Raw genomic sequence first — 19,000 nt, 5'->3', positions numbered from 1 at the left:
CCCCATCGTTATATTCAAGAGAGTCCTGGCAGATTTAGACAGGGCCTAAAATGAAGCCAGGATCGATTTGCTCCCTGCCGCTTACAATCCATGATTCAAACCCGGCCCCGGTTTCTCAGCTTTGAAGAGTATCTGTCCTACGACGACGGAACGGAGAATCGGTACGAGCTATTTAATGGGGAGCTAATCGAAGTGCCGCCAGAGTCCGGATTGAATACGGAGATAGCAAATTTTTTGTTCTCGCTCTTTTTGCCCATTGTTGGGCACCGTCGAATTCGAGGGCACGGGCTGGAACTGGAAGTGCGCGGGGAGCCTAAAAACCGCTATCCCGACCTCACCATTCTTCGAGAAGAACACATTCAGCTTCTCAAAAGCCGCAACACGATTCGGCTGAACATGGCTCCGCCGTTGCTGGTAATTGAAGTCGTCAGCCCTGGAGACTTGCAGCGCGATCGCGATTACATTGCCAAGCGATCGCAATATCAGGACATCGGCATTCCTGAATATTGGATTGTTGATCCACAGGACAACGCGGTCACGGTTCTGACGCTACTGGAGACTACTTATTCCCAGGTAGAACGCTTTCAGGGAGAGGAGGTCGTGCGATCGCCCCAATTTCCTGACCTGCAAATCACCAGCGCACAAATCTTTGGCTCAGGGATCTAAACCCCTAAGATCCGCTGATGGCAGGGCTGGCAGCGCGGCTGGTAGGTGTAGAACTAGGGGCGATTGCTCATGCAGTGGGGGCCTTTCCCAGCGAAATCATCCAAGGTATGCATTCAAGCGGTTTCTAACCGAATCTAGACGAAGCGTAGATTTTAAATAACGCATAGACTAAATATTTAGATACAGACAGGACAGACCCGCTTCTGGTCGTTCACAATCCATGATTCAAACCCGGCCCCGGTTTCTCAGCTTTGAAGAGTATCTGTCTTATCACGACGAGACAGAGAATTTGTATGAACTATTTAATGGAGAGCTAGTCGAAGTGCCGCCAGAGTCCGGAGAAAACGTTCAAATTGCGAATCGGCTTTTTCTCGCGTTTGCAATACTCCTGGGCACGGATCGAGTCCGCGGGCACGGGCTGGAACTGGAAGTGCGCGGGGAGCCTAAAAACCGCTATCCCGACCTCACCATTCTTCGAGAAGAACACATTCAGTTGCTCAAAAGCCGCAACACGATTCGGCTGAACATGGCTCCGCCGCTGCTGGTGGTGGAGGTCGTCAGCCCCGGAGACTTGCAGCGCGATCGCGATTACGTTGCCAAGCGATCGCAATATCAGGACATCGGCATTCCTGAGTATTGGATTGTCGATCCACAGGACAACGTGGTCACGGTTCTGACGCTGGTGGAGACTACTTATTCCCAAGTAGAGCGCTTTCAGAGAGAGGAAGTCGTGCGATCGCCCCAATTTCCTGACCTACAAATCACTAGCGCACAAATTTTCGGCTCGGGAACTGATGGCTGAGCAATCTACCGATGGCTGAGTAATTTGGGGGAATTGAGTCAAGCGCAAGTGAAGCGCGATCGCCCTGGGGAACCGATTCAGTGGATTCAGTGGACACGCTGAACCGTTATCCCTCTGCAACTTCCTCTACTCATCGGGTTCTCGCTCGATGGGGTTCGTGGAAAAATCCATTGATTCTTCATCAGGATCGGGCGGCACTGGGCTGAATGCAGGACAATAGCCTTCTGGTGTAACTTTGAAGCCAAAGAGGGACGAGGCCTGGCTCCAGCAGCGCTGCCCCCGATAGTGGATGCAGTTGCCGCAGCATTCGGTTCCTGGCAAAATGTCTGGCTCGTCGCCGCGATTTAACAACTCTCGCTGAGACACGCCCCGCAGCACCAGGCTGTCGCCCTGCCAGCGCACTTCCACGATGCCCGTGTCGGCAAAGGACTGCCAGCGCGGATCGGTGAGCAGCACCGGGGGCAGCGTCACCAGTGCGCCGTCTTCGTACTCGGTCAGTTCGCCTTCGTACTGTGTTTCGGGCGCGGCGGGCTGAAGGAAGGTTTCACCCACGGGTAGATCGACGCGCATTCCGGCCAGCGGCGTGTGCAGGTGATAGCGGTTTTGCAGTTCCTCCAGGCTGGCCAGGTCAGCCAGATAGTTGGCCGGGCCATGCACCAGGACGACGTGCTGGGGCCGCAGGTTGTGGATCAGTTGGGTGGTGCCGATGCCGTCGCAGTGTTCGCCCAGCAGGTAGGTGTCGAGAGTGAGGCGGCCCGATTTGAGGAGCGATCGCAGCGATTTGGAGGCTTGAATTCGCTGCTCGGTGAGCGCGTCGATCGCCCCTTCGCGGCCCGGCTGCTGGGGCACCAGCAATAGCCAGGGCAGCAGGCTGGCGTGGACGTATTGGCTGAGTTCGGTGTCGTAGTGGGTCAGCACGATGGCAGGCGTGGGGCCCGACAGGGCGATTTGCCGCAGCCCCGGATCGAGCGGCAGCCGTCGCACATGGGGGCGAATGCGTTCATCCCAGAAGAGGGACTGGTGTCGCGCAAAGTTTTGCACACTGCTGGGGAAATGATGCAGCAGTTCCAAATAGGCATCGCATCCGGCGGCGATGCGCTCGTCTACCCAGATGTCGATCGCCCGTCCGGTGAAGTGGTGGTGACTGCGGAGGAGGATCAGCAGTTCCTGCCCCAGTCCCAGCGTAGGCACGGGAAACAGGACGGATTGCGAAGCGGCAATCGCCTGATGGATGCGCTCTGCAAGCTGGTTTTCCTGCTGGCGGCGGTGGGGAAAGCGGGCCGTGCCGTAGCTGCCCTCGGCAATCAGCACGTCGGGCTTGAGGCCGCGCAATTCCTCCAGTGGCAGCCCTTCCGCCAGCCGCGAGTTGGACAGTAGAAAATCGCCCGTATAGAAGACGGTGTAGGTGCGCTCCGAGGTGGCGTAGGTGAGCAGGAGCGCTGCGGCCCCCGGCAGGTGTCCGGCAGGAATCAGTTCGGCGCTGAGACCATCGGCAAATTCGACGGGCGATCGCCAAGGCAGCGCATGGCAAAAGTCTGGCACGTCTGGTTCATCCAGCCAGTTCAGCGGCAGCAGTTGGGCCGTCACCTCGCTGGCATACACGGGCAAATGGGGAAACGCCCGGTGCAGCGCCAGCAGCCCCCGCGCATGGTCGCCGTGGGCATGAGTACACAGCACCAGATCCGCAGGTGGCTCAGCGTCTGTCGTCAGCGCCTCAATCTGCTCTAGTCCGCAGTCCAACAGAATCCGATGAGGTCCCATCCGAACCAGCAGACAGACCCCTTCATCGGTGTTTCCTACACCATAGGGCAAGCATTCAAGTTCAGTCACGGCTTCAGCAGGTCGCGTTTCTTGCTCATGAGGAAACCGCAACGCGGCTGGGCGACGTGCGGGGCTGGGGCAGCCAGGAGAGCGCAGTCAGCACGACAGGAGTGCGGTTAAAGTGCGACTTAGTGTGCAGAGCCGTTGCCGTGATAGTTGTCTGAATCGTAGAAGCCGTTGCGGGTGCCAAAGAAGAGACAAGCCGCAATAAAGACCGGCGTTATTCCCAGAAGAATTAGTTTAACGTCCATTTTTTTTAACCTCGTTTGCGGTCTAGTATAAGGCTGAGATGATTGAAATCAAGGGTTATTAGAGTTTGTTTAAGGTTGCTGGATTGGTGAGGCACAGCCATTGGCCCCCAAATCTACGCCTCTGCCGAATCCATGTCACTCAAATCAGTGTCGCTATTCTCTAGACTCAGCAGGGTTTTGGCAACCCTGTTTTCATCCTACTCAATCTGTTTAGCACTAGACAAACGCCCGTGCGATCGCCCTCTTCCCCCGCTCCCCAAACCGCAACACCATCCCCAGGTTGCATTAGTCCCGACTGGCTAAGCCGCTGCGCCACCCAGGTTGCGCCCGATTTGCTAGGCTGCGTGCTGGTGCGCCAGTTGCCCACCGGGGAAACCCTGCGCGGCGTAATCGTGGAAACCGAAGCCTATACCCCCGGCGACCCTGCCTGCCACGCCTATCGCCGCCGCACGCCCCGCAACGCCGTCATGTTTGGCCCAGCAGGCTGGGCCTATGTGTATCTGATCTATGGCATGTACCACTGCTTCAATGTGGTTACTGATCTGGACGGCGTGCCCAGTGCGGTGCTGGTGCGGGCACTAGAGCTAGACCGGATGCCGCCCGGACTAGCCCCCGGCCGCGACAAGCTGCACCGCGTGGCGGCGGGCCCCGGAAAGCTCTGCCGCGCCCTGCAAATTGACCTCAGCCTGACGGCAACACCGCTCGCGCTGGGTCAAGGGCTATGGCTGGAGGGGCGATCGCCCAAATTCCAAACCCAGCTCGACGCAGGGCATCTCTCCTTTGTCCAAACCACCCGCATCGGACTGACTCAAGGCGCAGACCGCCCCTGGCGCTGGTACGTTGCCGAAAGCAAAGCCGTATCGAGGCGGTAACCCCAACCTTCCGCCAACCATAAAGGTTTTTGAAAGGTTTTTGGAAAAGTTGAAATAACCCCACAGGACGTTACACAAAATCTGCCCCCGTGATGAGGTTTCTAGAAACCCCCACCAAAATCGCCAACACCTCGCTAGACCCCTTGTGCTGAATCAACGTATTACCCGACTCCAGACCGGTTCCTCTCATAATCTTGAGGTCTTCAAACCGCAATCCACGGCCCAACTGGAGGCGATCGCTCCCATCTTCAAAATCCACAATCCGATCAACCCCTTCCCGTCGTCCCAGCACAAAAGTATCCTTGCCGCTACCGCCAGTCAACCAATCGTTTCCAAGTCCACCCTGCAACAAATCATCCCCTCGCCCGCCGTCCAACTCATCATCCCCAGCCCCGCCAATCAGCGTGTCATTCCCCTGCCCCCCAACTAAGACATCATCTCCACTCTTACCAACCAAACGATCCGCATTACCCAGTCCATACAACTCATCATTGGCAACCGTGCCAACCAGCTTATCCTTGAGGCGCTTGCCAAACTTGCTGATTCCCCTAAAGGCCGAAAGCGACCACAACTCTGAGCCAGTTACACCATTGTCTGCCCGAAACACCAGCCTATTCCCAAGCACACTAAACTCCCGTGGAAACGACCCTTCTTTACCAGGTCGAATATCCTTGACAAGCTTCGTGCCAGCCGTGGTGCCATCCGTCATCCAGAGTTCTCGCCCGTGGACACCATCATCAGCTTCAAAGAAAAGCCTATTCCCAAACACCGTGAAGCCCATCGGAAGCGAACTCCCGCTACCCGGAGCAATATCTTTTACCAAGTGAGTACCAGCCGCAGTCCCATCCGTCACCCACAGTTCTTCACCATTGGTGCCATCGTCCGCTGCAAAATACAGCTTGTCGTTAAACACTACAAACTTACCTGGACTAGAACCAACCGAACCCGGCCGAATATCCTTCAGCAGTTGAGTGCCTGCCGCTGTTCCATCACTTACCCAAAGTTCCCTACCATTGGTGCCATCGTCCGCTGCAAAATACAGCTTGCCATTAAAGACCGTAAAGTTTCCAGGAAAAGAATCGCCACTCCCTGGGTCGATATCTTTTAACAAAGTAGTCCCAGCCGCAGTCCCATCCGTCACCCAGAGTTCTCTTCCGCTAGAGTTGTCGTCAGCCGCAAAGTACAGCTTGCCACCCAAGGCCGTAAAGCCCAGCGGACCGGAAGAATCCGTCGGGTGAATATTCTTTAACAACTGAGTCCCTGCGGCGGTGCCATCGCTGATCCAAAGCTCAAAGCCGTGAATCCCGTCTTCTGCCCGAAAAACCAGCTTATCCCCAAGCACCGCAAAAAGATGCGGAAACAGGGCAGTCGCCGAACTGCCACTAAAAACTTCACTGAGATTGATATCCTTCAGCAACTCCGTGCCCTCAGGGGTGCCATCGCTAACCCAAGGTTCATAACCACTACCCGGATGGAATGCCCCAAAAAACAGCTTGTTCTTCAACACCACCACATTGGTGAGGGTCATCCCTTGACCCCGAATGTTAATGTCCTTGAGCAAGCTCGTGCCCGCAGCAGTTCCATCCGTTACCCACATCTCTTCCTCGTGGACACCATCATCTGCCTGAAAGTACAGCTTGTCATTGAAAACCGTGAAGTTATACGGAAAAGCGTTTTCTCCCCCTGGGTAAATGTCTTTCAACAACTGGGTGCCCGCGAGCGTACCGTCCGTCATCCACAGTTCTCGACCAAAGGTGCTATCAGTTGCCTGAAAGAACAACCGATCCTTGAAGCGAGTAAGTCCACTAGGGCTAGAACTGCTTGCGCCAGAGTAGATGTCTCTAATCAAAGAAACGATGTAAGTCATAGTCTATGCAAGTCCTACCAAGTTCTACGAGTCCTCTAAGAAGGAGGAATAGAATCGACCTCGACCAATCGGCTCAGACCCAACCAATCGGCTCAGGCAATAGGGAAGCGTCTTCTTGCCGAGCGTTCTAGCCTTAGAGAAGCCAGGAAAAACGGTCAACCGATTTTGCAAACTTCAATCCCTGTCCCTGCAATAGAATCCTTTGGCATCTCCAAAAAACTCACAGCAGACAGGGTATCTGTGCCACCCAAGACAGGGTTTCACTCTGAAGATTCACCAGAAGAGGGCATTTTCCAAAAAGACCAAAACAGCCTTACCGTAACTTCATGGAATAACCCTTCTGCATGAAGTCTTTTTTGAAGGCGTGAATCGTTACGTAGCGTTGCCAAACACCCATTCATTCATACAGAAGATGGATTGAGCTAAAGTCCAAACAGAAAGGACTTACGCACTTGCAAAAGAAAAACTGTTCTACTGCGTAAGTCCTACGGTATTGCCAAGACTCATACCATCAGCGTGCTAGGCTTGCTTTGCCCAGTTCGCACACTTTGCGATGGGTTTACGATACAAAATCTGCAACCGTGATAGCACTCTTGGGCACCCCAACCAGCACCGCCAAAAGGTCGTTGGTTCCTCTGACCTGAACCAGCGTATTGCCCGCTTCGTCTCCCTTTCCCCGCACCATTTTCATCTGGCTAAAGTTCAGCCCACTGGCTAGTTTCAGCTTGTCGATGCCGTCAGCAAAGTCCATAATCCGATCGACATCGGGTCCCTTCCGCAAAACAAAGGTGTCTGCACCTGAGCCGCCAACCAGCGTGTCGTTCCCCTTGCCGCCATCCAGCAAATCCTTTCCATCGTTCCCAATCAGGAAATCGTTGCCGCCATTGCCCAGCAAAGTATCGTCGCCTGCGCCGCCGATCAGCGTATCGGCGGTTCGCCTGCCGTTGAGGACTTGTCCAGGTGGAGGGCTGCCGGGGCCGCCAGGACCACCAGGACCACCAGGACCGCCGGGGCTGCCACTTGCAGGACGAACCAGAACGTAGACCGTCGCTGTATCTGCCAGCCCTGTGCCGTCTGTCAGGGTGTAGGTGAATTGCGCCAAGCCGCTAAAGCCCGCTGTCGGCGTAAAGACGACGGTTCCGGCAGTCGCGTTGAAGGCGGCCGTGCCATTCACCACGCCGCTGACCTGGGTAACGCTGAGGGAACTGTCGTCTGGGTCGGTGTCATTGGCCAGCAATTGGCTGACATTAATCGTCAGCGGCGTTCCAAAGTTGGTTTCAAAGCTGTCGCTCTGGGCCTTGGGCGGGTTGCCCTGCAACACAAACAATTCATAACCGAAGCCGCCGTTGGTTCCACTAAAAATCAGCTTGCTCCCAAAAACCTCAAAGTCGCTATTGAAAGCATCCAAACCGCTATTTGCTCCCGGATTGAGATCGGTCACCAGTTTCGTGCCTGCTGCCGTGCCATCGGTCACCCACAGTTCCCGCCCGTGGGTTCCGTCGTTTGCGGAGAAAAACAGCTTGTTATCAAAAATCGTGAAGCTGTAAGGAGAGGAACTGCCACTGCCCGGGTTAATATCCTTTAGCAAAATCGTGCCCGTGGCCGTGCCGTCGGTCACCCATAGCTCACGACCATTGGTGCCATCCGTCGCAGCAAAGACTAACTTGTTGTTAAAGACGATGAATCTTCCTGGTTCAGAGCTATTACTGCCAGAATTGATATCTTTGAGCAACGTGGTGCCCCCAGCCGTGCCGTCGGTCATCCATAGCTCGTAGCCATTGGTGCCATTATTTGCCGTAAAGAACAGCTTGTTGTTGAAAACTGTGAAGTTGTAAGGCAAGGATGAACTGCTGCCAGGGTTGATGTTGGCAAAAAGCTGGGTGCCGGTAGCTGTGCCGTCTGTTACCCAAAGCTCGTAGCCATTGCTGCCGTCCTCTGCCGTAAAGAACAGCTTGTTGTTGAAAACTGTGAAATTGCCAGGCGAGGACCAATTAACGCCAGGATTGATGTTTGCAAGAAGCTGGGTGCCCGCAGTTGTGCCATCTGTCATCCAAAGCTCGTAGCCATTAATGCCGTCATCTGCCGTAAAGAACAGCTTGTTGTTGAAAACTGCGAAATTGGCAGGGGAGGAAGAATTAGCGCCAGGGTTAATATTTGCAAAAAGCTGGGTGCCTGCGGTAGTGCCATCTGTCACCCAAAGCTCGTAGCCATTGCTGCCGTCATCTGCCGTAAAGAACAGCTTGTTATTGAAAACTGTGAAATTGCCAGGCGAGGACCAATTAACGCCAGGGTTAATGTCCTTCAGGAGCGTCGTGCCCGTAGCCGTGCCGTCGGTGATCCAAAGCTCACGACCATTGGTGCCATTATCTGCGGTAAACAGCAGCTTGTTGTTGAGGACTTTGAAATAGTAGGGATAGGAATCGCTACTAATGTTGATGTTTGCAAAAAGCTGGGTGCCCGCAGTTGTGCCGTCAGTGACCCAAAGCTCACGACCACTGGTGCTGTTCTCCGCTGAAAAGAACAGCTTATTGTTGAAGACTGTGAATTCGTAGGGATAGGAGTTGTTTATCCCAAGGTAAATATCTTTTAGTAGAGAAATCGAGTAACTCATAACCTGTCCTCTCAGGCGCAATGATTGGGGGGTTTGCCTGCGGTTTCCTGTAACTTTAGAGATTGGCGTGTGTCGTAAATAACGTCAGATCTGTCAGGGCGCACGGCCCTATCGCACAAGGCGCAGGAAGGGCCTTGCTCTGGTAACCGGGGGCATAACCTATCCGAATTTTCACGCAGTAGGCTTTTCCCTCCGGAGGAATTCTAGAGGGGTGATTGTATATTTTTGTGTTAGCCATGCTGACGATTTTCCGTATATTCAACGGGTTCTGGCAGGCAGTGAGGCGGTGATGGGGTCGCTATTGCGTTTTATGCCTGATGCGGTGGGCGAGTATATCTACTGAGCAGTCTTGATGCTAGAAAAACGCAAGCTACAAGACATCTCGATGGACAACCTCAATCCAGAAGCCCTCGTCAACTAATGGTGGCTGAAAAAAACTAGTTACATGGTGAAAAACGTCTTCTGTGTCAAACTGTACCCGCTCTGGATTGGTTTCTCTCCGCTTCCTAATTCCCTCCAAGCAAGTCTCGTCATCAACATCAAGGTATATCAACTTATGAGGTATGTTTTCAGATAACAGTATCTCTTTGAACCATGCTCTTTGATTGACTGTGTTTGCTGGGAAGTCCATTACTACAGAAAGTCCAGCTTTGATTAGGCTTCTTACATGATTTTTCAACACGGATCTTAATCGCCTTGAGTATTTTACATAATCATCAAAATTTTGTATTTCTTCAGGATAAATGGTTGATAGCCACTCATCCTCCGACAACAAAATGGCGTTTAGTTCTTTAGCAATTTTGCAAGATAGGGTGGATTTACCAGACCCCATTTTCCCGCAGAAGAATATCAAAGTTCCCATCTGGTTCATTTCTGCTTCCTCGCATAACGGTGAAGGGCCGTCCGAATTTGGGCGCCTCGAAAAATTCAATCTTGATTGAGAATGACAAGGATATTTCAACGGTTTACGTCCCAAAGATTCGCAACAAGGCAATTAATCGAGGTGCCTACATCAACAGCCTAGTTCGCGACAGATTCGGGCGGACACAACCCTCTGCCTTCCTCAATGGCGGTGTAAACGCAGCCTGCGTATTGACCCGCAGGCGTGCCCGATGGCGTGAACACCATAATCGCAGCGGAACCAGAAGCGTCACCGTGCTTCACCAGCAGATCATTCCCCAGATAGCCGATGTTAATCAAATCCCGCATTGGATAGGTGGTGAACTCGTCTTGCAATACCCGTTGACCCGGAACCTGTACTCGGTAGAGGGCGTGACCGCTGCCCTGCGGGTCGATGACAAATACAGCGCTGAGCTGCGTTTCCACACATTCTTGCAGAATTACACCGACGGCGACATTGCCTGTTTGGGGATCAATACCGACAGACGGATGGAATCGCTGCCCGTTCAGCGTTTGCTCTGGCTCAATTTGCAGCCTTTCGCAGTTCACACCGTCCAGAACGCGCACGTTCATGCTGTTGGCCGAAATGGTCTGCGATCGCCCTTCCGAGGTCAACCGGAGCTGCGTGCCGTCTTCGCTAATGCGAACGCGAGTGCCGCCGCGCTGCCCCCCTGCAACGGACATCTGGGGCAACGCCAGGGCGAGCGCCCCCGCGCCAGCCACCAACCCCGCCGCCATCGTCATCCAAAAAACCTTTTTCATCAGGAACTTCCTTTTTCAGAAACACACCAGAGAAATAGACACAATCTGCCTGACGTAAGTTGCGGAAAATCCAAAATATTTTGTGGCGATATGTTTCAGAATCTATTTCAGCATCTATGCAACCTCAGACTTGTAGCGCAGATTTTGGGCGACCTGGGTGCAAGGCTTGATTCTGGGGAACCTAGCCCCTAGACTGGGTGGAATTGCATCAACTCTCTGCCTCCCAGCCATGTTCTCTGCCGACTCTATTGATTTGGAACGCTACGCTGAACAGACTGCCGCCCTGATTGGTCTGCCCATTCCCCCCGACTGTAAACCTGGCGTGATCGCCAATCTAGAGCGCACCGCGGCGATCGCCCAACTTGTATTGGAGTTTCCCCTGTCGCCAGAGGCGGAGAGTGCGGCGGTGTTTGTACCGATTGGAGGCGGAACTGGTGGCGTGACGGGGTAATGGCGTGACGGAGCCACTCAGCGACCCCGACATCTTGCCCCCCACCCCCCCTCCCCCCTCTTATGTTCGACCTTTCCAATGCCGATGCAACTGCGATCGCCGCTGCGGTTCGCGCTCAGAAACTCACTGCTGAGACGGTAGTGAGGGCTGCACTGGCGCAGATTGATGCGCTGGATGGCAAGCTGAATGCTTTTACCGACGTGCTGCGGGAGCAGGCGTTGCAAGAGGCGGCGGCGGTGGATAGGGCGATCGCCGCTGGGCAAGATCCGGGGCCCCTGGCAGGCGTGCCCTTTGCGGTCAAAAACCTGCTGGATATTGCAGGGGTCGTCACGCTGGCAGGCTCCAAAATCAACCGCGACAATCCGCCAGCCTCGACGGATGCGACAACTGTGGCTGCCCTGCGAAAAGCGGGCGCGGTGCTGCTGGGCGGGCTGAATATGGACGAATACGCCTATGGGTTTGTGACGGAAAACAGCCACTACGGCGCAACGCACAATCCCCACGACCTGAGCCGGGTCGCAGGCGGATCGTCTGGCGGGTCGGCGGCGGCGGTGGCGGGCGGGCTAGTGCCCCTCTCGCTGGGGTCAGATACAAACGGATCAATCCGCGTTCCGGCAGCGTTTTGCGGCATTTTTGGGCTAAAGCCGACCTATGGACGAGTTTCCCGCGCCGGTTCTGCCCTATTCTGCGCCAGCCTCGACCACATCGGCCCGTTTGCTCGCTCGGTGCGCGATATTGCCCTCAGCTTTGAGCTGATGCATGGGCCCGATCCCCGCGATCCGGTGTGCAGTCCTCGACCCGCCGAACCAACCCTGTCACAATTGGATCGGGGCATCGACGGATTGCGAATTGCTGTCGCTGATGGCTATTTTGCTACGGGCGGACAGCCAGAGGTGTTTGCCGCTGTGGAAACCGTCGCCCGGGCCCTTGGCGCAACGGAGCGCATTATCTTACCTGAAGCACACCGCGCCCGCGCTGCTGCGTATCTAATCACCACCTGCGAAGGCAGCAATCTGCACCTGCCGAACCTGAAGACGCGCCCCCACGACTTTGACCCCGCCACGCGCGATCGCTTTTTGTCCGGTGCGCTTATCCCTGCCAGTTGGTATCTCCAGGCGCAGCGGTTTCGGCGCTGGTATGGCGATCGCCTTGCGGAACTCTTTCAGCACGTCGATCTAATCCTTGCACCCACCACGCCCTGTGCCGCGCCGCTCATTGGGCAAGAAACCATGACTATTGGCGGGCAAGAAATGCTCACTCGCCCCAACTTGGGTCTGTATACTCAGCCGCTTTCCCTCATCGGGCTGCCGATTTTATCTGTTCCTGTGCAGCAGTCAGGCGGGCTGCCCCTCGGCGTGCAGATTATCGCCGCACCCTACAATGAATCACTGGTGCTCCGAGCAGGCGCATTTTTGGAACAGGCTGGCGTAGTCGCGGCTCCGGTGGCACGGGTTTGAAGCAGGATACGGCAGATCTTTTGTGGGCTTACCCAACCTGCAAAAAGTGGATCAAATCGCCTGCCGTGTGGAACACCTCGCTGCCAATCTGGAAGCGTTCCATATTCCAGATGGTTTGCGTCCAGGCGGCATCCCTACCTTGTCCATTCTGCGTTCCAACGATGCGTAAACCGCTATTGCCCAAAGCGGTCACCGTCATGGTCTGCAAATCGAGAAAATCCAGGATCACCAGATCATTCCCTGTGCCGCCGTCCAGCGTTCCCTGGCCAATGCCGACTTGGAATGTATCGTCCCCACTGCCGCCAGAAATCAGCGCATCCTGGATGGCAAACGTCGTTCCTGAAATTGTGATCAGGTCATTTCCATCGCCACCACTGACGCTGCTATTCACAGCGCCATACGCTGTATGACTGTAGAACCCATCACGATTGTAAGGGGTTGGGATACTAGAAACCCCTCCAGAGATTCTGATAACATCATTGCCATCGCCGCCCTCGATGTGCCCGTCCTGCACACCATAGGCAACGCTTTGGCTACCGGGCACTTCCCGAGCGGTCGTTGCCGCAGAAATGATGATTGTGTCATTGCCGCGATCGCCTAAAACATTTGCCCTATAGACTCCGTAGGCGATCGCCGTCTGACTCTCGCTAGGCAAGTCAACGACAGATTGTGCCCTAGCCTCGATCTGCAATGTATCGTCACCATTCCCCCCGCTCAGACTACTATGGGAAATGCCATAACTAGCAGCTTGGACTCCGCTTGTGCCTCGCCCTAGATAAGAATTTGTGTTCGTCCCACTGACAATTGTGACCAAATCGTCGCCATCACCCCCTGCAACTGATGAATGGTCGATGCCATAGGCCAAAGCCTTTGCTCCTCCATAGGCAAATGCAGAAGTGTGCACGTTGATGCGAATCGTGTCGTTGCCTTGATCGCCGCGCACGTCGCTGCGCTGAACCCCATAGCCAGCACCAATCGCGACACCAAATCGCTGCGAACTCGCAATGGTTGTAGCATTGAGAATAATTTCATCATCGTCCTCGCCGCCAGAAATTGTGCTGCTGCTCACGCCATAGCTTTCAGGTTGGTTACCAATCACTTGGCCAACTGCGTAGGCAGAAACCATAATGCGATCGCCCCCATTGCCCCCCTCGACAAGGCTGCGATCCACACCGTAGCTTTTGCTCGTTCCTGAAAAGTAATCTCTAGACAGGCTGTTGGCCGCAATATCGAGCGTGTCGTTTCCGTCGCCCATCTGCACAGCGCTATCTACAAGCCCGTAGGTCAGTGTATTCGCAAACCCTGTACCTTCGCCCGTTGCCGTGATGGTGACGAGATCATTGCCGCCATGAGTGGCGATCGCCCCCTGCTTCACCCCATATCCTGCACCCGTCGTTTGGGAACCCGACCCGCGTCCGATTGCTGTAATGTCGATTCGGTCGTCGCCTGTGCCCACGGTAATGGAGCCACTCAGCAGACCGTAGCCGCTGGCAGGGTGGAAAAACCATCGGTCACCCGTTTCAGCCAGACCGCTGATGGAAATGGTGTTGTTGCCATTGCCGCCATCAAGGGTTGTATTTGATAGCCCAATTCCCGTACTACCGGAGGAAGGAATGCGCGCTGTGATCAAACTCCGGGCGGTAATGGTGAACGTGTCGTCGCCATCGCCCCCGTGCAGCGAGCTAAAGCGTATCCCATAGGCTGTTGAAAAAATGCCGTTAGCCGTTGCGGCGACCTCCAGGCGATCGCCCCCTGCGCCAAGTATGATCCCGCTATTCAGCACACCCATTGCAGCAGGATTGCCCGCCCAGTTCGTAACCGACACCTGTGCTGTTACCGTGTCGCTACCCTCAAATGTTTCGATGCGAGCGCGGGCGATCGCCGTCCCAAGGGTTTCGGTTTCACCCGGATCAACCACCTCCAGCGCAACATTCGCCGCAAACACATCGTCGAACGCCGTTCCCAGTAGCAGCCCTGTAAGCTGACCCATAACAGCACCTCAGACAAAAGTAAGAATAAGTAATCCGAGATTGTGCAATCTGGCATGAACGAAGTTCTATGCTCCGCACAACAGAACCCACCAGAGCACACACTCACCTATATTCTTTCCCAAACTGCTATTTTGGCTACAAAATTTTTGTATTTCTTTATCAGACTGTGTTTTACGGCACAAATCAAACAACAACTCAAGCAGATCTGGATAATTTACTAGTCCATCTCTATCTGCATCACTTACATTCACACCTTACCTTCACACAGGTCTTGAGAAGAGTATCGTAGCTACCGTCAACCATCGGCGTTTCTACCGTCAATGAGTTCTGAAGATTAGAAACACTGATGAGCTGGGCAGGAGACACAGCCAGCCCAACAAGCCGCGATCTCTCGGAGCAAACGACTGCTCTAAGCTCATGCATGGCTCCAGTACGAGCCATGTTGCCACTAGAGATCATATAAATCCAGGTGTTGAGTCTAGATTTAAATAAGTCCACAAAACGCTTGAAAAAGGTTAACTGGAAAAAAGCTTGGTTTAAAGCAGCGAAACCCCGCATTGCTGCGAGGTTTCATCCAATCGGAGCGGCGGGATTCGAACCCACGACCCCTACTACCCCAAAGTAGTGCGCTACCAAGCTGCGCTACGCCCCGATATTGCTGTAGGGTATGCGCGAAATGCGCTTAACAAATATAGCACAGTAAGTGGGCATGATGGCAAAGGTCTGGCTAACCAAAATTTGCGAGCAACCTGAGTGCAGCGATGACCAGTCCCTAAAAATAGCCGCAGATCGGGTGAATCCGTCTCCTGCGGAACAGCGGTATGATCAAAACTCTGGGAAAGCAGGACGACCCTCTCACCCCCCTGCCTTCTTGACCTTGATGCGACAACCTAAAACAACCTTAGGAGCGTGCGTGTGACTCAAACAAACTGGGATCTTTTAGTAGAAACCGATCCGCTAGTGGCAGGCTTGATTCAAAAAGAGCTAAAGCGCCAGCAAGACCATCTAGAGCTAATCGCCAGCGAAAACTTCACTTCAGCGGCAGTGATGGCGGCGCAGGGGTCTGTATTGACAAATAAGTATGCCGAAGGGCTGCCGGGCAAGCGCTATTACGGCGGGTGCGAGTTTGTGGATGAGGTGGAGCAACTGGCGATCGACCGGGCAAAGCAGCTTTTTGGCGCGGCTCATGCCAACGTGCAGCCTCACTCCGGCGCACAGGCAAATATGGCGGTGTTTCTGACGCTGCTGGAACCGGGCGACACGTTTATGGGCATGGATCTGTCTCACGGCGGCCACCTGACCCACGGTTCGCCGGTGAACGTGTCGGGCAAGTGGTTTAAGGCGTGTCACTATGGCGTGAACCGCGACACCGAGCAGCTTGATTTTGACGAAATCCGGGAGGTGGCGCTGCACCACCGTCCCAAGCTAATTATTTGCGGCTATTCGGCCTATCCCCGCGTGATCGATTTTGAGAAATTCCGGGCGATCGCCGATGAGGTTGGAGCCTACCTGCTGGCCGATATCGCCCACATCGCCGGCCTCGTCGCCACGGGCCACCACCCCAGCCCCATTCCCCACTGCGATGTCGTCACCACTACAACGCACAAAACCTTGCGCGGGCCTCGTGGCGGCCTCATTCTCACCCGCGATGCCGAACTGGGCAAGAAGCTGGACAAGTCTGTTTTTCCGGGAACCCAGGGCGGGCCGCTGGAACATGTCATCGCGGGCAAAGCCGTCGCCTTTGGCGAAGCGCTCCAGCCCAGCTTTAGCACCTATTCGGGGCAGGTGATTCAAAACGCCAAGGCAATGGCCGCCCAACTCCAGGCACGGGGACTGAAGCTGGTGTCGAACGGCACGGACAACCACCTGATGCTAGTCGATCTGCGCTCGATTGGTATGACGGGTAAAGTGGCCGACCAATTGGTGAGCGGTGTCCGCATTACTGCCAACAAAAACACCGTCCCCTTCGACCCCGAATCGCCCTTTGTCACCAGCGGTCTGCGGCTGGGTTCTCCCGCAATGACCACTCGCGGCATGGGCACGGCAGAATTCACCGAGATTGCCAATATTATCAGCGATCGCCTCTTAAACCCAGAAGATGAAGCTGTAGCCCAAACCTGCCGCGATCGCATCGCTGCTTTGTGCAGTCGCTTCCCGCTTTACCCCCATCTCAGTGCCCCAGTGCCTGCGCTGGTGTAAACCCATTCATGAAATACACGGCCGATTAACCCTAAATCGAAGCTTAACGCCCAATCAAGAAGGAGGTGAGTTATGATACTTGCCTCTTTTTTTTAATACTCATTTTTAAGGTTTGATATTTGCGTGATTCACCAGATCATTCGTAGACATTCGGCAATTCATCGGGCGTATTTGATTGTATTGAGCATCACGGTATTCAGCATCACAATCCTAATGGAGGGTATGCCGCCTTGATTTTATATTTTTTAAGGTGAATTGTATCCAAAGCTTGCTGCATCGCCTCAACAGCTAATTCCTCAGCTAGGTCAAGAGATATTAACAATTACTTGTTTCGGTCAGACTCAGGTGGTATCTTGTGGACGGAAATTCATAGGTTGCCACGTCTTTATCTATTGCTATTTCTCGATAGACATCTCTATTTATCCCAGGTTTTTATCTAGCGATCTGTCTCATTTCATCAGCCTGGGTTTGCGAGTGGCGATCGCAAGATTTGGCACTAACTTGAAACTAAGTTTCGGGCACCTCGATCAATTGCTTTATTGAGAATTTTAGAAGCCTGAAATCCTCGTTTTCTCGTAGCCATTCTCAAGAGGAACTGAATTTTTCGAGGTGCCCTTTAATTGCAGGTTTTGTAAAAAAGTGCATCTAGCTAGCTTTGGAAAAGCTACTAGGTCTACGTTAAGTTGTGAATAGAAAGCATATGGGTTCCCGATTTCGATACTCGGCTATCTTAGGAATCATTTTCCTTATTCTGATTGGTCTGGCAACGCAGGTGGGCTGGGCGCAGAGCCAACCTGCTATGAACTTTCCAAATCCGGGCATCAATCGCGTTGTGTTTCAAAATGTGCGGGTGTTTGATGGCACGTCTCCCCGGCTGTCGGGCCCGACCAATGTATTAGTCATTGACAACAAGATTGAGCGTATTTCCACTTCGCCAATTCCGGTTCCTGCCGATCTCCGCACTCTCCTGATCAACGGGGAAGGCAAAGTGCTGATGCCAGGATTGATCGATGCCCATGCTCACCTGTTTCTGGAAGGGGTTGCGGGTCAGGCGGCTCTGTTCGAGGCGGGGGCTGGGGGAGATGCCTTGGTTCAGCGGGTGTTTCGGGCTGCGGCTGAGAGTTCTACTCAGATGCTGATGAACGGGTTTACGAGTGCGCGGGACATGGCGGGGCCGGTGTTTGATCTGAAAAAGGCGATCGACCAGGGTCAACTCGCGGGGCCGCGACTCTGGCCGTCGGGCGCGATGATTTCTCAAACGTCGGGTCATGGGGACTTTCGCACGCTGGATGAACTGCCCCGAACGCCGACTTCGGAACTGAGTCTGGCTGAGAAATATGGCGTGGGGGCGATCGCCGATGGTGTGCCCGAAGTCCTCCGGGCAACCCGTGAGCAGCTAATGCGGGGAGCCACTCAAATCAAGCTGGCGGCAGGTGGCGGTGTGGCTTCGGTCTATGACCCCCTCGATGTATCCCAATACACCGAGGATGAATTTCGCGCTGCCGTGGATGCGGCCGCAGATTGGAACACCTACGTCACGGTTCATGCCTACACGCCAAGAGCAATTCAGACTGCGATTCGAGCTGGGGTGAAGTGTATTGAACATGGTCAGTTGATGGATGAGCCAACGGCCAGACTGATGGCCGAAAAGGGAGTCTGGCTGAGTATGCAGCCCTTTCTAGATGACGAAGATGCCAACCCCTATCCCGAAGGCAGTGACAGCCGCAGGAAGCAGTTGCAGGTTTCAGAGGGTACTGATATCGCCTATGGGCTAGCCAAGAAATACAACATCAAAACTGCTTGGGGAACCGACATCCTGTATGACCCTGAAAAAACGGCTCGACGGGGCAGGCTGCTGTCAAAAATGGTGCGCTGGTATACGCCCGCGGAAGTGCTGAAGATGGCAACGCACGACAATGCCGAACTGCTGGCGATGGCCGGGCCGCGCAATCCCTATCCAGGCAAGCTCGGTGTAGTCGAAGAGGGCGCTCTGGCAGATTTGCTGCTGGTGAATGGCGACCCTCTGGAAAACATTCGGCTGATTGATAATCCTGCTGAAAACTTCCTGGTGATTATGAAAGACGGCAAGATTTACAAAAATCTGCTGAGCTGATGGGGATTCTCTGGCTCATCCATCTGGCTTCTAGGAGGACAGATGGATGAGATTGCATTGCGCTCCGGTTCTTGCATCCAATCTGCAACCCGTGGTTTCGTCCAATTGTCGAAATTGTCGAATTCTAAGCTTGTTGCCCACTGCTTTGCTGATATTTTGCTGAAATGTTTTGCTGAAGTTTTAGGTCTGTTGAGCTAGTTTTACGAAACTTTGGTTTTGACAAACTCGCTTCACTGA

14 protein-coding genes and 1 tRNA gene are annotated in these 19,000 nt (G+C 54.2%); 7 read left to right on the top strand and 8 right to left on the bottom strand.

Annotated elements, in window-relative coordinates; all coding sequences use genetic code 11:
* Window positions 1-90 precede the first annotated feature (90 nt).
* Both IGS16_RS17310 and IGS16_RS17305 read left to right on the top strand, forming a co-directional pair.
* Complete coding sequence (locus IGS16_RS17310) at window positions 91-666, top strand: Uma2 family endonuclease (protein WP_297087525.1); 576 nt, start codon at window positions 91-93, stop codon at window positions 664-666.
* A 220-nt stretch (window positions 667-886) separates the two neighbouring features.
* Window positions 887-1,468: a Uma2 family endonuclease gene (locus IGS16_RS17305; RefSeq protein WP_297087523.1), complete on the top strand. Its 582-nt coding sequence runs from the start codon at window positions 887-889 to the stop codon at window positions 1,466-1,468.
* Between the two features lie 126 nt (window positions 1,469-1,594).
* On the opposite strand, the gene IGS16_RS17300 is transcribed toward IGS16_RS17305, so the two are convergent.
* Window positions 1,595-3,298 carry an MBL fold metallo-hydrolase gene (locus IGS16_RS17300; RefSeq protein ID WP_297087521.1) on the bottom strand — a complete coding sequence of 568 codons (1,704 nt, stop codon included), beginning with the start codon at window positions 3,296-3,298 and terminating at the stop codon, window positions 1,595-1,597.
* A gap of 25 nt (window positions 3,299-3,323) precedes the next feature.
* A complete protein-coding gene (locus IGS16_RS17295) occupies window positions 3,324-3,479 on the bottom strand; it encodes a hypothetical protein (RefSeq protein ID WP_297087710.1) in 156 nt (51 codons plus the stop codon).
* Between the two features lie 345 nt (window positions 3,480-3,824).
* On the opposite strand from IGS16_RS17295, the gene IGS16_RS17290 reads away from it, so the two are divergent.
* Window positions 3,825-4,412: a DNA-3-methyladenine glycosylase gene (locus IGS16_RS17290; RefSeq protein ID WP_367185817.1), complete on the top strand. Its 588-nt coding sequence runs from the start codon at window positions 3,825-3,827 to the stop codon at window positions 4,410-4,412.
* Window positions 4,413-4,482: 70 nt separating this feature from the next.
* Here the strand turns inward: IGS16_RS17290 and IGS16_RS17285 are convergent, their stop codons facing one another.
* From IGS16_RS17285 to IGS16_RS17270, 4 genes are all read right to left on the bottom strand, one after another.
* The gene (locus tag IGS16_RS17285) at window positions 4,483-6,279 is read right to left on the bottom strand and encodes an ELWxxDGT repeat protein (protein ID WP_297087517.1); all 1,797 of its coding nucleotides are present in this window, start codon (window positions 6,277-6,279) and stop codon (window positions 4,483-4,485) included.
* A gap of 559 nt (window positions 6,280-6,838) precedes the next feature.
* Window positions 6,839-8,890, bottom strand: coding sequence for an ELWxxDGT repeat protein (locus IGS16_RS17280; RefSeq protein WP_297087515.1), 2,052 nt, complete (start codon window positions 8,888-8,890; stop codon window positions 6,839-6,841).
* 370 nt (window positions 8,891-9,260) lie between these two features.
* Window positions 9,261-9,761, bottom strand: coding sequence for an ATP-binding protein (locus IGS16_RS17275; RefSeq protein ID WP_297087513.1), 501 nt, complete (start codon window positions 9,759-9,761; stop codon window positions 9,261-9,263).
* Window positions 9,762-9,910: 149 nt separating this feature from the next.
* On the bottom strand, window positions 9,911-10,552 hold the full coding sequence (locus IGS16_RS17270; protein ID WP_297087511.1) for a hypothetical protein: 642 nt from the start codon (window positions 10,550-10,552) through the stop codon (window positions 9,911-9,913).
* Window positions 10,553-10,781: 229 nt separating this feature from the next.
* On the opposite strand from IGS16_RS17270, the gene IGS16_RS17265 reads away from it, so the two are divergent.
* Complete coding sequence (locus tag IGS16_RS17265) at window positions 10,782-11,003, top strand: DUF4089 domain-containing protein (protein WP_297087509.1); 222 nt, start codon at window positions 10,782-10,784, stop codon at window positions 11,001-11,003.
* 62 nt (window positions 11,004-11,065) lie between these two features.
* On the top strand, window positions 11,066-12,460 hold the full coding sequence (locus tag IGS16_RS17260; RefSeq protein WP_297087507.1) for an AtzE family amidohydrolase: 1,395 nt from the start codon (window positions 11,066-11,068) through the stop codon (window positions 12,458-12,460).
* A 28-nt stretch (window positions 12,461-12,488) separates the two neighbouring features.
* Here IGS16_RS17260 and IGS16_RS17255 read toward each other — a convergent pair whose 3' ends face one another.
* Window positions 12,489-14,450 (bottom strand): hypothetical protein, encoded by a 1,962-nt coding sequence (locus IGS16_RS17255; RefSeq protein ID WP_297087505.1) that lies wholly within the window; start codon window positions 14,448-14,450, stop codon window positions 12,489-12,491.
* Window positions 14,451-15,029: 579 nt separating this feature from the next.
* Window positions 15,030-15,103: transfer RNA gene (locus IGS16_RS17250), tRNA-Pro, on the bottom strand.
* A 263-nt stretch (window positions 15,104-15,366) separates the two neighbouring features.
* On the opposite strand from IGS16_RS17250, the gene glyA reads away from it, so the two are divergent.
* Window positions 15,367-16,650, top strand: coding sequence for a serine hydroxymethyltransferase (gene glyA / locus IGS16_RS17245; RefSeq protein ID WP_297087503.1), 1,284 nt, complete (start codon window positions 15,367-15,369; stop codon window positions 16,648-16,650).
* Window positions 16,651-17,449: 799 nt separating this feature from the next.
* Window positions 17,450-18,763 (top strand): amidohydrolase family protein, encoded by a 1,314-nt coding sequence (locus tag IGS16_RS17240; RefSeq protein ID WP_297087501.1) that lies wholly within the window; start codon window positions 17,450-17,452, stop codon window positions 18,761-18,763.
* Window positions 18,764-19,000: the final 237 nt, after the last annotated feature.

This window comes from Thermoleptolyngbya sp. C42_A2020_037, assembly GCF_015272455.1.
GTDB lineage: Bacteria > Cyanobacteriota > Cyanobacteriia > Elainellales > Elainellaceae > Thermoleptolyngbya.
Note: the sequence above shows the minus strand (reverse complement) of the source record. Positions and strands in the feature narration are given on the sequence as shown.

Coding starts and splice junctions, on each gene's coding strand:
- IGS16_RS17240 (WP_297087501.1), top strand. CDS start 17,450: ATGAACTTTCCAAATCCGGGCATCAATCGCGTTGTGTTTCAAAATGTG.
- IGS16_RS17265 (WP_297087509.1), top strand. CDS start 10,782: ATGTTCTCTGCCGACTCTATTGATTTGGAACGCTACGCTGAACAGACT.
- IGS16_RS17310 (WP_297087525.1), top strand. CDS start 91: ATGATTCAAACCCGGCCCCGGTTTCTCAGCTTTGAAGAGTATCTGTCC.
- IGS16_RS17270 (WP_297087511.1), bottom strand. CDS start 10,552: ATGAAAAAGGTTTTTTGGATGACGATGGCGGCGGGGTTGGTGGCTGGC.
- IGS16_RS17275 (WP_297087513.1), bottom strand. CDS start 9,761: ATGAACCAGATGGGAACTTTGATATTCTTCTGCGGGAAAATGGGGTCT.
- IGS16_RS17305 (WP_297087523.1), top strand. CDS start 887: ATGATTCAAACCCGGCCCCGGTTTCTCAGCTTTGAAGAGTATCTGTCT.
- IGS16_RS17255 (WP_297087505.1), bottom strand. CDS start 14,450: ATGGGTCAGCTTACAGGGCTGCTACTGGGAACGGCGTTCGACGATGTG.
- IGS16_RS17260 (WP_297087507.1), top strand. CDS start 11,066: ATGTTCGACCTTTCCAATGCCGATGCAACTGCGATCGCCGCTGCGGTT.
- IGS16_RS17280 (WP_297087515.1), bottom strand. CDS start 8,890: ATGAGTTACTCGATTTCTCTACTAAAAGATATTTACCTTGGGATAAAC.
- IGS16_RS17285 (WP_297087517.1), bottom strand. CDS start 6,279: ATGACTTACATCGTTTCTTTGATTAGAGACATCTACTCTGGCGCAAGC.